Genomic DNA, 14,333 nt, shown 5'->3' with positions numbered 1-14,333 from the left:
TCCAAGATTCCTGCACTTTCCCCGAAACTGCAGCCGCCCCCCACCCCCGGGAAGGGGTGGGGGGCGGCTGAGGGTGAGGGTTAGAAGTTCCAGACCTGGAGGCCGGAGAGCTGGCCGGCGGGCCAGACGGTGTTCGCCGTGATGTTCACCCGGAAGTAGCGCTGGGTGGTCGCGGTGAACGTGATGGTCACGGTGTTGCTGCTGGACGGGTTGAACGTGTACGCCGCCGACGCCTTCAGCGTGCTGAAGTTGCTGCCGTCGGTGCTGCCCAGGATGGACAGCGTCTGGTTGCGCGCACCCCAACCGGCGGGCAGCTGCAGCACGACCTTGCTCGCCGACTGCGCCGAGCCGAGGTCGACCTGCACCCACTGCGGGAACGCGTTGTTGGCGCTCTCCCAGTAGGTGTTCTGGTCGGCGTCGGTGACGTTGCCCGAGCCGTACACCTGCGTGTGGCTGGACTCGCTGGTGGGCTTGCCCGCCGCCAGGTTGGTGGCGGTCGCCCCGGCGCCGGTGCCCGTGAGCGCGACCGTGGTCGGGCTGTTGACGGCGTTGCTGGTGACGGTCAGCGTGCCGGTCCGGGTGCCCGAGGCGGTCGGCCGGAAGCTGACGTTCACGGTGCAGGACGCCCCGGCCGCCAGCGAGCTGCCGCAGGTGTTGGTCTGCAGGTAGTCACCGCTGACCGACACCGCCGAGATGGCCGCGGCGGCGTTGCCGGTGTTGGTCACCGTGACCGCCTGCGCGGCGCTGGTGGTGTTCAGCGCCTGGCTGCCGAAGGTCAGCGAGGACGGGTTGGCGGACAGCGTCGCCGAGGTGGGCGGGTTGCCGCCGCCGGGGTAGACCTCCAGCTCCGACAGCTGCCCGGCGGGCCAGCCGGAGTTGCCCGTGATGTTGATCCGGACGTACTGCGCGCTGGTCGCGGTGAAGGTGATCGACGCGGTGTTGCCGCTGGCCGGGTTGAACGTGTACGTCCCGGACGCGACCGTGCTGAACGAGCTGCCGTTGGTGCTGGTCTGCACCGACAGCGTCTGCGTCCGGGTGGCCCACGCGGCCGCCGGCGGCAGCTTGAGCATCACCTTGCCGACGCTGGTGGCCGAGCCGAGGTCGACCTGCACCCACTGCGGGAACGCGTTGTTGACGCTCTCCCAGTAGGTGTCGGCGTTGCCGTCGGTGACCAGGTTCGGGGTCTGCGCCCCGTTGACCTGGCTGCTGGCGGTGGCCGGGCGGCCCAGCGCGATGTTGGTGTTGGTGCCCACGCCGCTGCCGGACAGGCTGACCGTGGTGGGGCTGTTGTTGGCGTTGCTGGTGACGGTGAGCGTGCCGGTGCGGGCGCCGGAGGCGGTCGGGGCGAACCTGACCGTGACGGTGCAGCTGGCGCCGACGGCGACGCTGCCGCAGTTGTTCGTCTGGCTGAAGTCGCCGCTGGTGCTGACCCCGGACACGGTCGCGCCGGTGGTGCCGCTGTTGGTGACGGTGACCGCCTGGGTCGCCGACTGGCTGCCGACGGTGGTGGCCGGGAAGGTGAGCGCGGTCGGGTTGGCGTTGAGGATCGGGCCGGGTGCCACCCCGGTGCCCGACAGCGGCACGGTGCTGGTGACGCCCGCGGCGACCACGGTGAGGTCGCCGGTGCGGTTGCCCGCGGCGGTGGGGGTGAACTTCACCGCGACGGTGCAGGACGCGCCCGCGGCGATGCTGCTGCCGCAGGTGTTGGTCTGGCTGAAGTCACCGGAGGCGGCGATCGAGGTGACGGCGGCCGCCGCGCTGCCGCTGTTGGTGACGGTGACGTTCTGGGCGGCGGTGGTGGTGCCGGTGGCGACCGAGCCGAAGCCGAGCGCGCTGGGGCTCACCGAGATCGCCGACCCGTTGTCGGGCAGGTAGGGCGGGAACGCCGGGTTGGTGATGTTGGTGCAGCCGGTCGACCCGAAGATGCCGGAGTTGCCGCCGCCGTCGGTGAGGGTGAACCCGACACCGCAGTTGTAGATCGACGCGGGGGCGCCGACGCCGGTGGCGGTGCTGTTGGTGATCGTCGCCGAGCCGCCGACCTGCTCCTGTACCACCCAGGTGCCGGTGTTCTGGATCGTCGCGTTGTTGATCTTGACGTTGGTGATGTTCGAGCCCGAGACGAACTGGATCGCCTCGTACGGGCTCTGCTGGATCAGGATGTTGTCGACGTTGGTCAGACCGGTCATGCCGCCGTCCCGGGCGTCGAACCACAGGGCGCCCACACCGAAGTTCCAGTTCGGGTCCAGTGCGCCCGAGCGGATGATGGTGTTGCGCAGCACGTCGGTGCGGCCCAGCGGGGTGGAGGCGAACCGCTGCGCGACGTGGATGCCGCCGCCCTGGCTGAGGCCGGAGTCGATGACCCGGTTGTCGGTCACGAAGTTGTCGTGCCCGCCGTAGATCGCGATGCCGTTGGCCAGGATCGGGTACTGCACGGTGTTGTGGTCGAAGCTGTTGCCCGAGTCGGCGTTGATCTCCGCCCACATCGCGAGGGCGTCGTCGCCGGCGTTGCGCACGTCGCTGTTGGTCACCTTGGAGTTGGTGACGCCGTTGTGGAAGTTGACGCCGTCGGCGGTGAAGTTGCGCAGCCGCATGCCGCTGAACACCAGGTTGGTGAACGGGCCGTCCATCCACGCGCCGACCTTGGTGTGCTCGATCCACACCCGGTCCACGGTGGAGTTGCTCATCGCGCCGCCGATGCCGTTGACCTGGTCGCCGTCGTTGCGCTCCTGCACGTTGCCGAAGATCGCGAAGTCGGCCAGGTGCACGTTGCTGCTCGGGGTCGGCGGGTAGTTGCCGTAGAAGCCGATGCGGTCACCGGTGGTGCGCGAGTGCCACATGCCCGCGCCCTTGATGGTGATGTTGTTGACCGCGATGTGCCCCAGGATCTTGAAGGTGCCCTGCGGGATCCACACCGTGCCGCCCGCGCCCGCCGAGGCGATCGCGGAGTTCATGGCCGAGGTGGAGTCGGCGGCACCGGTCGGGTCGGCGCCCTTGCTGGTGATCGAGACCGACCCGGCGGGCTGGGACAGCGGCCCGGCCACGTTCTCGAAGTCGGCGAAGTCGATCGTGTACGACGAGGCCGTCGAGTCCGCGTCCACCTGCAGCCGGAACTTCGTGCCCTGCGGGTAGGTGGTGCCGAACAGCCGGTTGGCGTCGTCGTAGAAGTGGTGCGCGTTGCTGCTCGGCGAGTTGGTGAACGGGTAGCTGCCGTAGTACCAGCTGTAGGCGTTGGTCAGGGTGAAGTTCGTCTGCCGGGTGCCGTTGATGTACAGCGACAGCGGCGCCGTGTACACCGAGCCGCCGGCGGAGTCCGGGATGCTGTAGCGGAACACGATCGAGTTGGTCGCCACCGGGCTGGTGAACTCGACGAACTTGCCCGAGCCGGACAGCGTCACCGCCTTGCGGTAGGACGCCTCGGCGGCGAGCGTGTTGTACTGCGCGGTCGGCCCGATCACCGTGCCGTTGGTGGTGGCGTTCTCGGCCTGCACCTGCACGTAGGGCAGGGTGGCGCCGACGCCGCCGGTCGCGGCGGCCAGCGCGGGCTGCGCCGACAGGGCCACGATCCCGGCTGCGGCGAGCAGCCCGGTGGACAGGAGGGCACCGGCGCGGATCGCCCGGCCGGTGCCTGCGGAGAGTCTGGACATCACAGCTCGCTCTCGGGGACGGATGCCGAGAGGCCCGTCACCGTTTGCGGCGCCGTTGCCCGTGCCCGGGCGCGCGGCATCCGCCGACGGGGCGGTCGGCTCGGCGCGATGACACCCGCCGCGACCGTGCCGACCTGGGGGGACAGGGGAGCGGTTCGGTCGATGGCGGTTTGCTTGCCGCACCGGAGCGGTTGGACGGTGCTGGATGGACCGTAACCCTCTGGACACACTCGCGCAATATCCGGACCTAATTTATGCATCGTCTTGCGCGCGGTTGCGTAACATCGGGACTGGCGTTGCGCTGCATAGGATGTCGCGGTGACCGTCCCCGCCTTGCTGGTGCCCGCCGACCCGCTGGTCGAGCGCCGCCCCGACCCGCACTTCGCCCCGGAGGCGGCCGCCGCCCGCGGCCTCGGCGCCACGGTGGCGCTGCTGGACCATGACGCGCTGCTCGGCGGCGACGCGACGGCCGCGGTGCGCCGGGTGCCCCGCGACTCCGGCGAGTACTGGTACCGGGGCTGGATGGTCCCCGCCGACCGCTACGCCGACCTGGCCGCCGCCCTGGCTGAGCGCGGTGCCGGGCTGCGCGTCGCGCCGGCCGACTACCGGGCCGCCCACGAACTTCCCGGCTGGTACGCGCACTTCGCCGCCGCCACCCCGGACAGCGTCTGGCTGCCCCGGCCGCCCGGTGCGCCGCCGTCGGTCGACGAGGCCGCGGCGCTGGTCGCGCCGCTCGGTCCGGGACCTGCAGTGGTCAAGGACTACGTCAAGTCGCGCAAGCACGAGTGGGCCGAGGCCTGCTTCATCCCGGACCTGGCCGACACCGCGCACGCGCACCGGGTCGTGGCCCGCATGGTCGAGCTGCAGGGCGACTTCCTGGCCGGCGGGGTGGTGGTGCGGCGGTTCGAGCCGTTCCAGCGGGTCGGCGGCCGCGCGGTGGAGGCCCGGGTGTGGTGGGTGGACGGGCGGCCGGTGCTGACCGGTGCGCATCCGGACACCCCGGACGTGGTCGGCGACCCCGACCTGAGCGCGATCGAGCCGCTGGTGCGCTGCTTCGGGCCGCGGTTCGTCACCACCGACGTGGCCCTGCGCGACGACGGCGTGTGGCGGATCGTGGAAGTGGGCGACGGCCAGGTCAGCGACCTGCCCCGGGGTGCCGATCCGGCGGCGGTGCTGGCGCGGCTGAGCTGAGCGGGCGGCGCGGGCACCCGTAGCGGTGGAGCCCGCGCCGCGGTTCCGGCAGCGGCGTCAGAGGCGACGCCACAGGGCGGGCGTGTTCGGCGGCTCCCAGCCCGGCAGCGAGGTGTGCGCGATCTGGCAGACGTACGCCAGGCCGCCGTAGGTGACCTGCGCGCCGACGGCGTAGGCCACGTTCGGCGCCCAGGTGCCGCCGCCCGGCGGGTTCGGGCTCGGCGACGCCGTCGGAGTCGGGGAGGGCGACGGCGGCACGCCGGGCACGTTCAGCACGAAGTCGAACGTGGCCTGCCGGGCCGAACCGACCTGCTGCACGTTCATCAGCAGGGCCGGGTCGTACAGGGTGTCGGTGCTGTTGCGGGGCTCGTTCGGGAAGTACAGCTGGGTGGTCAGGATCGGGCGGCCCGGTGCCTGCACCTTCACGTGGATGTGCCGGGTGCGGCCCGGGTAGAGCCCCGGCACGATCGTGGTCAGGGTGAAGCGGCCCTGGGCGTCGGTGAACTGGTGGCCGCGGAAGCGGTTGCCGGCGTTGTCGTAGGCGCCCGCGTTGTCGGCCTGCCAGAAGTCCAGCAGGGCCCCGGCGATCGGCTGGCAGGCCAGGCCGACCACGTACCCGGTGACGGTGAGGCGGGTGCCGGCGCCGTCGAGCATCGAGGTCCGCAGCGGCGAGCCGGGCTTGAAGTAGGGGCCCTCCATCTGCGGCGGGGTCAGGTCGTCGTCGTCACACGACTCGGGCGTCGCCGCCAGCGGCTGCCCGGAGGGGGTACGGGCCAGCGCGGGCACGCCGGCCAGCAGCAGCGGTGCCGCCGGCAGCACCACGGCGGCGCGCAGCAGGGTCTTGCGGGTGAGGCCCGCGGGGCGGGGTTCGTCGCCGGTCATCGGCACACTCCTTCACAACGATGCCGTTGCCGCCACGCTAGGCGCCGGTATCGCCATGTTTCGATGGACTTGTCCCGGTGATCGTGGTGCTTTCCGCATCGCCGCAGCTCGCGGCCTGGCGGAACGCCACCGCGGTCATGCCCGTCTGCCTGCGGAAGAAGCGGCTGAAGTAGGCCGGGTCGGCGAACCCGACCTCCCGGGCCACCTGCGCCACCGTCAGCCGCGTCCCGGCCAGCAGCCGCATCGCCTCCACCGCGCACGCCTGCCGGATCACCGCACCGGGCGTCCGCCCGGTCACCTCCCGCACCGCGTCCCCGAGATGTCCGGCGGACACCCCCAGCGCCGACGCGTACGCCCCGACCGTGCGCGGTCCGCCGCCGGGCGCCGCGGCCAGGTCGCAGAACCGCCTGGCCAGCTCCACCCGCTGCCCGCCGACCCCGACCGGGGCCGGCGCACCGGCCTGCCGGGCCGCCGTGGCCAGCAGGATGTGCAGGTACGCCCGCAGCACCCCGAGCGTGTCGGCGGCGGGGTAGGCGTACTCGCCGCGCATCCGGGCCGCGAGCACGGCCGCGTGCTCACCCGCGTCCGCGCCGAGGCTCACGCACGGCCGCTGCCCGAACCGGTGCAGCAGCTCCCGCACCTGCGGGCAGCCCGCCAGGAACTCCTCGCCGAACAGGATCAGCCAGCCGTCCAGCCCGGACGCGTCGCGCCAGTGGTGGGTGCGTCCCGGCAGGACGACGGCCAGGTGCGGCGCCCGCAGCGGATAGGCGGCCAGGTCCACCACGTGCGTCCCGGTGCCCGCCCGGACCAGGACCACCTCGTAGAAGGTGTGCCGGTGCGGGAACGGCGCGTGCGACAGCGGCCCGAGCGCCTCGAACGAGTCGACCGCGAACGGCACGGTGAGCGTCTGCGTCGCGGTGAGCCGGTGCAGGGGGAGCGACATGCCGCCAGCCTGCCCGCCCACGCGTGGGCGCGGCACTGCCGACCTGGTCCTATCGCGGAACCCGGCGGCCCGGAACCGGTTCCGCGCACTCGGCCCGCCAGGGTCGGCCTACGCCGCCCGATGTCACAGCCGGGGCAGCACCGGCTTGCCCGCCGCGCGGCGGCTGCGCTGCCCCGGAATGCGCGCCACCTGCGGCGTCGTCGCCCGGACCACCAGTGACGTCGGCAGCAGCACCGGCTCGGCCGGCCGCGCGGCGCCGCCGATCAGTTTCAGCAGCAGCCGGGCGGCCGTGCCGCCGAGCTCCGGCCACGGCACCCGCACCGTCGTCAGCGCCGGATGCGTGTACGCCGCCAGCGGCAGGTCGTCGAAGCCGATCACCGCCACCTCGCCGGGCACCGACCGGCCCGCCTCGCGCAGCGCCCGCAGCGCCCCCGCCGCCATCGCGTCACCGTGCACGAACAGGCCGTCGAAGAACTGGCGGGCCCGCAGCAGCCGCTGCGCCGCGTCGTAGCCGCCCTGCTCGGTGCCGTCGGCCTCGGTGACGCACGCGGCCCGCAGCACCGCCCCGGTGGCGGCCAGCCGGTCGGTGAACCCGCTCGCGCACTCCAGCACCGCCGCATGATCGGAAGGTCCCGTGATCATGGCCAGCCGCAGCCGTCCGGCGAGCAGCAGATGCTCGGCCGCCCGGCGGCCGCCGTCGGCGTGGTCGGTGGCGACGGCGGGCAGCTCGGCCTGGGCGCCACCGTCCACGACCACCACCGGCACCCCGCGCTCGGAGAGTCCGTGCAGCTCGGAGGCGGTGTCGGCGGGGAACACCGCGAGCACCCCGTCGAAGGACTGCGCCGCGGCGCGGGCGGCGAACCGGTCCCAGCCGGTGCCGTCGCCCGCCGGATGCAGTGACAGGGTGTAACCGTCCGCCTGCATCACCTCGGCGGCGCCGTGCAGCAGCTCCGACAGCCACGGCGTGCGCAGGTCCGGCGTCAGCACGCCCAGCGCCCGGGTCCGGCCGCGGGCCAGGTCGACGGCGTGCGAGCTGGGCACGTACCCGGTCTCGGCCATGATCTGCTGGATGCGCTGCTGGGTGGCCGGGTCGACATCGGGGCGGGCGTTGAGCACCCGTGACACCGTCGCCTTGCTCACCCCGGCCAGCCGCGCGATGTCGGCGATGGTCGTGCGCATTCGCACCTCCGCTGCGGTACCGGTACCGGAAGCGGTAACGGTCACCTACGGTAAGACCCCTCCGGCTGAAGATGTCAAGGGGCGGGATATCCGATGGCGGCCGTACCCAAACCTGCCGCTAGGTTTGGCGCCATGCCGTACATCTCCTCGGTCGTGATCCACTGCCGTGACCCGTATGTCATGGCCCCGTTCTGGAGCCTGGTCACCGGGCTGCCCGTCCACGAGGAGGACGCGGTCAAGCTCGCCGATCGCACCCTGGCGGACCGGGAGTCGGTGCTGCTGCACGACCCGTCGGGCACCGAGCCGGACGTGTGGCTCGCCCCGGCGCTGGACCTGCTGCCGGTCGGGCGCATCCACCTCGACATCGTGGCCGACGACGAGGAGCGCGCCGCCATCGTCGCCGCGGGCGCGACCCTGGTCCGGGAGCAGGACGATCTGAGCGTCTTCGCCGACCCGGAGGGCAACGAGTTCTGCCTGCTGACCGAGCGGCACTGAGCGCGGCACTGACGGCGGCCGCATCCGCCCGTGTCCGTACGGCGGCGACCTCTACGATGATCGCATGCGCGCAACGGTGATCTACGCCCCGCACGACGTCCGGGTCGAGGACGTGCCCGACGCGAGCCTGCGGGAGCCGACCGACGCCGTCGTGCGGGTGACGCACGCCTGCATCTGCGGCAGCGACCTGTGGGCGTACCAGGGGGTGGCCAGCAGGCAGCCGGGGCAGCGCATCGGGCACGAGTTCCTGGGCGTGGTCGAGGCCGTCGGCGCCGACGTGACCACGGTCAAGGCCGGCGACGTGGTCGTGGCCCCGTTCGTGTGGTCGGACGGCACCTGCCAGTTCTGCCGCGAGGGCCTGCACACGTCCTGCCCCGACGGCGGCTTCTGGGGCCAGCCCGGCTCCGACGGCGGCCAGGGCGAGGCCGTGCGCGTCCCGTACGCCGACGGGACCCTGGTGCCGCTGCCGTCCGGGCTCGGCGACGACGAGCTGGTCAAGATCCTCGCGCTGTCCGACGTCATGTCGACGGGCCACCACGCCGCGCTGGCCGCGGGTGCCCGGCCCGGGGCGACCGTCGCGGTCGTCGGCGACGGTGCGGTCGGGCTGTGCGGCGTGCTGGCCGCGCACCGGCTGGGCGCCGAGCGCATCATCGCGCTGGGCCGCCACGACGCGCGTACGGCGCTGGCCCGCCGGTTCGGGGCCACCGACGTGGTCGCCGAGCGCGGCGACGAGGCCGTCGCGGCCGTACGGGAGCTGACCGGCGGCCACGGCGCGCACGCCGTCATTGAGGCGGTCGGCACCGAGCAGTCCATGCGCACCGCCATCGGGGTGGCCCGCGACGGCGGCGCGGTCGGCTTCGTCGGGGTGCCGCACGGCGGCTCGGCCGGGGTCGACATCGGCGACATGTTCGGCCGCAACATCGCGCTGCGCGGCGGGGTCGCCCCGGCGCGGGCGTACATTCCGGAGCTGCTGGCCGACGTGCTGGCCGGGCGGCTGGACCCGAGCCCGGTCTTCGACGTGTCCGTCGGGCTGGACGGGGTGCCCGGCGGTTATGCCGCGATGAACGACCGCAAGGCACTCAAAGTGCTGGTGCGTCCCGGCGCGGGGTCGGTGTAACTTGAGCGCCGTGGAAGAGACCGACCAGGCCATCGTTTCGGCCCTGACCGCCGACGGGCGGATGTCGTACACGGACCTGGCCGAGAAGGTCGGACTCTCCGTCTCGGCCGTGCACCAGCGGGTGCGCCGCCTGGAGCAGCGGGGCGTCATCACCGGCTACGGCGCGCGGGTCGACTACCAGGCCATCGGGCTGCCGCTGACGGCGTTCGTGGCGATCCGGCCGTTCGACCCGGCCCAGCCTGACGACGCCCCGGAGCGGCTGGCGCACCTGTCGGAGATCGAGTCGTGCTTCTCGGTCGCGGGCGAGGACTTCTACATCCTGCTGGTCCGCGTCGCCTCCCCGGCCGACCTGGAGCGGCTCCTCCAGGAGATCCGCACCTCCGCCAACGTCACCACCCGCACCACCGTGGTCCTGTCGACGCCGTTCGAGCAGCGCGCCCCCAAGATCAATCTCAAGGACTGACCACGCCGCCCCGGTCGGCCGGTCGGTGCAGTTTCGGGGAAACTGCGCCAATCTTGGGCCCTATTCCTGCAGTTTCCCCGAAACTGCAGGGCGACCTGCCTTTACGCTCAGGGAGCATGTGGCTGAGCGACAGCTTGGGCAGGTGATCGATATGGCCACGACCACGGCGGGTGAGGAGTTCTTCGCCGCGCTGAGCAGGCGGGGACACGAACCGCTGCTGCGACGTACCGCGGGAACGATCAGATTCGACATCGGCCCGGCCGCCAAACCGCAGCGCTGGCTGGTCACGCTCGACCGCGGCGACATCTCCGTGTCGCGGCGCGGCGGCAAAGCCGACTGCGTCGTCCAGGCCGACGCCGAGGTGTTCGAGCAGATCGTCACCGGCAGGGATAACGGGTTCGCGGCGTACCTGCGCGGCGCGGTGCTGGCCACCGGCCGGCTGGAGCTGCTGCAGATCTTCCAGCGCATGTTCGCCGGACCGCCCGCGGCGGCCCGCAGGAGCGGAGCGAAGGGCTGAGCCATGCCAGCACAGGTGCGCATCCTCAACGGCAACACCTACGTCGTAAGCGACGAGCGCGGCGACATCGAGGCGACCTCCGCCGACCCGTCCGGGCTGTTCTCCTGGGACACCCGGTTCCTGTCCACCTGGATCCTCACCGTCGACGGGCAGCGACTCAACCCGCTGTCGACCGACGATCTGCAGTACTTCGAGACCACCTACTTCCTCGTGCCCGGCACCGGCACCGTGTACATCGACGCGAAGCTGTCGGTGATCCGGCGCCGCTCGATCGGCGCGGGCCTGACCGAGGACATCGTGGTGATCAACCACGGCGACGGCCCGACCGACCTGACCATCCGGTTGGATGCCGGGTGCGACTTCGCCGACCTGTTCGACGTCAAGAACGACCAGAAGAAGAAGGGCAAGCTCTACCGCAGGGTCGAGGGCGACCGGCTGGTCTTCGGCTACCAGCGCGAGACCTTCCACCGCACCACCACGATCTCCGCCGCCCCCCGCGCGGACCTTGACGAGCACGGTCTGACCTGGACCATTCGGCTGCAGCCGCAGCAGAAGTGGTCCACCACGATCCTGGTCACCCCGACCGTCCTGGGCAGCAACGGCAAAGCCGTCAACCTCGCCCCGCCCGAGCCGCCCGACCTGGCCGGTGACCTGGACCGGTGGCTGCGGGAGGCACCGCGGCTGGAGTGCGACTGGGAGCCGCTGCGCAGCACGTACCGGCGCAGCCTCATCGACCTGGCGGCGCTGCGCTTCTCGCCGCTGACCTCCGGCGGCCGCGCCCTGCCCGCCGCCGGGCTGCCCTGGTTCATGACCATGTTCGGCCGCGACAGCATCTTCACCAGCCTGCAGGCGCTGCCGTTCGCCCCGGACCTGGCCGCCACCACGCTGCGCGAACTCGCCGAACGCCAGGGCACCCGGTTCGACGACTTCCGCGACGAGGACCCCGGCCGCATCCTGCACGAGATCCGCTACGGCGAGACCGCCGCGTTCATGGACCAGCCGCACAGCCCGTACTACGGCAACGCCGACGCCACCGCGCTGTTCGTGGTGCTGCTCGACGAGTACGAGCGCTGGACCGGCGACAAGACGCTGGTCCAGGACCTGGAGATCGAGGCCCGCGCCGCGCTGCGCTGGGTGCACGAGTACGCCGACCTGCTCGGCAACGGCTACGTCTGGTACCGGCGCCGCAACGAGAAGACCGGCCTGGAGAACCAGTGCTGGAAGGACTCGTGGGACTCCATCTCCTACCGTGACGGCCGCCTGCCCGGCTTCCCGCGCGCCACCTGCGAGCTGCAGGGCTACGCCTACGACGCCCGGGTGCGCGGCGCCCGGCTGGCCCGCGAGATCTGGCACGACCCCGACTACGCCCAGGAGCTGGAGCGGCAGGCCGCCGACCTGAAGAAGCGCTTCAACCGCGACTTCTGGGTCGCCGACGGGCAGTACTACGCCCTGGCGCTGGACGCCGAGGGCGGGCAGGTCGACGCGCTGTCGTCCAACATCGGGCACCTGCTGTGGAGCGGCATCGTCGACAAGCCGCGCGCGCGGCAGCTCGCCAAGCACCTGCTCGGACCCAGGTTGTTCTCCGGCTGGGGCGTGCGCACGCTGGCCGAGGGGGAGCGGCGCTACAACCCGATCGGCTACCACGTCGGCACGGTGTGGCCGTACGACAACTCGTTCATCGCCTGGGGCCTGCGCAAGTACGGCTTCAAGCGGGAGGCGGCGCAGATCGCGGCGGGCATCCTCGACGCGGCCGAGTACTTCGACGGGCGGCTGCCGGAGGCGTTCGGCGGCTACCCGCGCGCCGAGACCCGCTACCCGGTGCAGTACCCGACGGCGTGCAGCCCGCAGGCGTGGTCGACGGGGGCGCCGCTGCTGCTGCTGCGTACGATGCTCGGCCTGCAGCCGCTGGGCGACAGCCTGGTCGTCGACGCGGCGCTGCCGGAGGGCATCGGCCGGATCGAGCTGCTGGACATCCCGGGCCGGTGGGGGCGGGTGGACGCGTTCGGCAGGGGCCGGTTCAAGGTCGAGACGCCCAGCCGGCTGCGTCCGGAGCTGGGCGTCGGCCGCTGACCGGCCGAAACGGCGGTAAGACGGACGCGGCCGACCTACGATGCAGATACGCGGCGGCGTTGGCGCCGCCCGCCACGGGGGGCGAGATGAAAGAGATCGAGGAGATGGGACCGGTCGACTACCTGGTCCTGGAGTTTCCCGGCAACAGGATGACCGGTGAGGGCATCCCGCTGCTGCTGGACCTGGTCGACCGCGGCATCGTCCGCATCCTCGACCTGGCCTTCATCCGCAAGGACCTCGACGGCACGATCACCGCCGTGAAGGTCGAGGACATGGACGCGATGGGCGCCAAGGACTTCGAGGTGTTCGTCGGCGCGTCGTCCGGTCTGCTGGGCCAGGAGGAGTTCCGGGAGGCGGCCGAGGTCATCGAGCCGGGCAACTCGGCGGGCATCCTCGTCTACGAGAACACGTGGGCGGCACCGCTGGCCACGGCGTGGCGCAAGGGCGGCGCGCAGGTGATCGCGAACGGCCGGATCCCGGTGCAGGCCCTGATCGCTGCGGTCGAGTCCGGCACCAGCGTCGGCACCTGAGCAACCGATACGGGGGAGTGACCATGGGACTTCTACGGGGCGTGGCGCGCACCGCGGTGATCGCGGGCACGGCGACGGCGGTGTCCAACCGCGTGTCGCGCCGCCAGGCGGGCCGCTGGGCCGAGCAGGAGCAGGCGGACGCCTACCAGCAGCAACAGCAGCAGGCCGCGTACGCGGCGCAGCAGCAGGCGTACGCGGCACCACCACCGCCGCCGCCCGCAGCGGCGCCGGCAGCAGGTGACCCGATGGCGGCCAAGATCGAACAGCTCAAGTCGCTGGCCGATCTCAAGGCGCAGGGCGTCCTGACCGATGCCGAGTTCGAGCAGCAGAAGAACGCGATCCTGGCGGGCTGACCCCCGCGCGCAGCACCGCAGCAGGTCCGGCATCACCGATGCCGGACCTGCTGCAGTTGCGTGCGGGAGCGGATCCCGGCCCGCCGGTAGACCCGGGTCAGCGCCGCCTCGACGGTCTTGACGCTGAGGAACAGCGCGGTGGCGATCTCGCGGTTGGACGCGCCTGCGGCGGCCAGCTCGACGATCCTGCTCTCGGTCTCGGTCAGCTGCAGGCGGGCGTCCCCGTCGGGCCCGCGCCGGCCGCGTCCGGCCCCGGTGATCCGCGCCGCGGCAGCCCAGCCGGGGGCTCCGGCGTGGGCGAACACCTCCTCGGCGAGCTGCTGGGCCGCGAGCGCGGCGGTGCGGTGGCGGCGGCGGCGCTCGGCCGCGGTGAGGGCGATGAGGCTGCGCCCGCGCTCCAGCGGCAGGCCCAGCGCGGCGAACTGCTCCTGGGAGCGGCGCAGCAGCGACACCGCCTGCGCGGTGTCACCGTGCGCGCAGTGGTGCAGCCCCTCGGCGCGGTCCAGCCCGGCGAGCACCCCGGCGGTGACCGGGTCGTCGCCGAGCACGGTGACGGTGTCCATCACCGTGAACCACCCGTGCGCCGAGGACATCGGCATCTCCCTGTACGCCCCCAACGGCTTCTACTACCCGGTGAAGTACAGCGGCAGCGGCCAGTACTCCTGCACCGCGTGGAACGGCACGAGGACGTTCACGGTCGCCAACGTGCTCAGCACCGCGACGGGCACCTGGCGGCTGCGGGTCACCGACTACGGGCCCGGTGACACGGGCGTGCTCGACAGCTGGTCGCTCACGCTGTAGCGACGCCCCGCGGTGAACGGCGCGCCCACCCGGGCGCGCCGTTCACCGTTTCACGTACCGGTCGGGCGTGATCGAGGCTGTTCGTTTCGTGTGGGTATTTCGCATATCTGCTACACCTTATGAGCGCCGGAAATATAGTGTTCTGCAT

14 protein-coding genes are annotated in these 14,333 nt (G+C 72.2%); 9 read left to right on the top strand and 5 right to left on the bottom strand.

Annotated features, from left to right (window positions below; all coding sequences use genetic code 11):
- Window positions 1–80 precede the first annotated feature (80 nt).
- Complete coding sequence (locus QEZ54_RS35250; protein ID WP_281309125.1) at window positions 81–3,644, bottom strand: choice-of-anchor D domain-containing protein; 3,564 nt, start codon at window positions 3,642–3,644, stop codon at window positions 81–83.
- Between the two features lie 318 nt (window positions 3,645–3,962).
- Here QEZ54_RS35250 and QEZ54_RS35245 point away from each other — a divergent pair, with 318 nt between their 5' ends.
- Complete coding sequence (locus tag QEZ54_RS35245; RefSeq protein WP_281309124.1) at window positions 3,963–4,835, top strand: ATP-grasp domain-containing protein; 873 nt, start codon at window positions 3,963–3,965, stop codon at window positions 4,833–4,835.
- A 57-nt stretch (window positions 4,836–4,892) separates the two neighbouring features.
- Here the strand turns inward: QEZ54_RS35245 and QEZ54_RS35240 are convergent, their stop codons facing one another.
- The 3 genes from QEZ54_RS35240 to QEZ54_RS35230 all read right to left on the bottom strand — a co-directional run bounded on the left by QEZ54_RS35240 (window position 4,893) and on the right by QEZ54_RS35230 (window position 7,839).
- The gene (locus tag QEZ54_RS35240) at window positions 4,893–5,717 is read right to left on the bottom strand and encodes a carbohydrate-binding protein (RefSeq protein ID WP_281309123.1); all 825 of its coding nucleotides are present in this window, start codon (window positions 5,715–5,717) and stop codon (window positions 4,893–4,895) included.
- 37 nt (window positions 5,718–5,754) lie between these two features.
- Window positions 5,755–6,660, bottom strand: a complete 906-nt coding sequence (locus QEZ54_RS35235; RefSeq protein ID WP_281309122.1) for a helix-turn-helix domain-containing protein — start codon at window positions 6,658–6,660, stop codon at window positions 5,755–5,757.
- Between the two features lie 123 nt (window positions 6,661–6,783).
- On the bottom strand, window positions 6,784–7,839 hold the full coding sequence (locus QEZ54_RS35230; RefSeq protein ID WP_281309121.1) for a LacI family DNA-binding transcriptional regulator: 1,056 nt from the start codon (window positions 7,837–7,839) through the stop codon (window positions 6,784–6,786).
- A 132-nt stretch (window positions 7,840–7,971) separates the two neighbouring features.
- On the opposite strand from QEZ54_RS35230, the gene QEZ54_RS35225 reads away from it, so the two are divergent.
- The 7 genes from QEZ54_RS35225 to QEZ54_RS35195 all read left to right on the top strand — a co-directional run bounded on the left by QEZ54_RS35225 (window position 7,972) and on the right by QEZ54_RS35195 (window position 13,384).
- Window positions 7,972–8,334 (top strand): VOC family protein, encoded by a 363-nt coding sequence (locus QEZ54_RS35225; protein WP_281309120.1) that lies wholly within the window; start codon window positions 7,972–7,974, stop codon window positions 8,332–8,334.
- A gap of 64 nt (window positions 8,335–8,398) precedes the next feature.
- The gene (locus tag QEZ54_RS35220; protein ID WP_281309119.1) at window positions 8,399–9,451 is read left to right on the top strand and encodes a zinc-dependent alcohol dehydrogenase family protein; all 1,053 of its coding nucleotides are present in this window, start codon (window positions 8,399–8,401) and stop codon (window positions 9,449–9,451) included.
- 10 nt (window positions 9,452–9,461) lie between these two features.
- Window positions 9,462–9,914 (top strand): winged helix-turn-helix transcriptional regulator, encoded by a 453-nt coding sequence (locus QEZ54_RS35215; RefSeq protein ID WP_281309118.1) that lies wholly within the window; start codon window positions 9,462–9,464, stop codon window positions 9,912–9,914.
- A gap of 151 nt (window positions 9,915–10,065) precedes the next feature.
- A complete protein-coding gene (locus tag QEZ54_RS35210) occupies window positions 10,066–10,431 on the top strand; it encodes an SCP2 sterol-binding domain-containing protein (protein WP_281309117.1) in 366 nt (121 codons plus the stop codon).
- A gap of 3 nt (window positions 10,432–10,434) precedes the next feature.
- A complete protein-coding gene (locus QEZ54_RS35205; RefSeq protein WP_281309116.1) occupies window positions 10,435–12,501 on the top strand; it encodes a glycogen debranching N-terminal domain-containing protein in 2,067 nt (688 codons plus the stop codon).
- 86 nt (window positions 12,502–12,587) lie between these two features.
- Complete coding sequence (locus QEZ54_RS35200) at window positions 12,588–13,031, top strand: DUF6325 family protein (protein WP_281309115.1); 444 nt, start codon at window positions 12,588–12,590, stop codon at window positions 13,029–13,031.
- A 23-nt stretch (window positions 13,032–13,054) separates the two neighbouring features.
- Window positions 13,055–13,384 carry an SHOCT domain-containing protein gene (locus QEZ54_RS35195; RefSeq protein ID WP_281309114.1) on the top strand — a complete coding sequence of 110 codons (330 nt, stop codon included), beginning with the start codon at window positions 13,055–13,057 and terminating at the stop codon, window positions 13,382–13,384.
- Window positions 13,385–13,416: 32 nt separating this feature from the next.
- Here the strand turns inward: QEZ54_RS35195 and QEZ54_RS35190 are convergent, their stop codons facing one another.
- Entirely contained in the window at window positions 13,417–13,947 is a 531-nt protein-coding gene (locus QEZ54_RS35190) for a helix-turn-helix transcriptional regulator (RefSeq protein ID WP_281309113.1), read from the bottom strand.
- On the opposite strand from QEZ54_RS35190, the gene QEZ54_RS35185 reads away from it, so the two are divergent.
- On the top strand, window positions 13,940–14,185 hold the full coding sequence (locus QEZ54_RS35185; RefSeq protein WP_281309112.1) for a proprotein convertase P-domain-containing protein: 246 nt from the start codon (window positions 13,940–13,942) through the stop codon (window positions 14,183–14,185). The genes QEZ54_RS35190 and QEZ54_RS35185 overlap by 8 nt on opposite strands.
- Window positions 14,186–14,333 lie beyond the last annotated feature (148 nt).

Origin of the sequence: Catellatospora sp. KI3 (genome assembly GCF_029948125.1) — a bacterium.
Classification (GTDB): Bacteria; Actinomycetota; Actinomycetes; order Mycobacteriales; family Micromonosporaceae; genus Catellatospora.
This window is presented reverse-complemented; position numbering and strand designations above follow the sequence as displayed.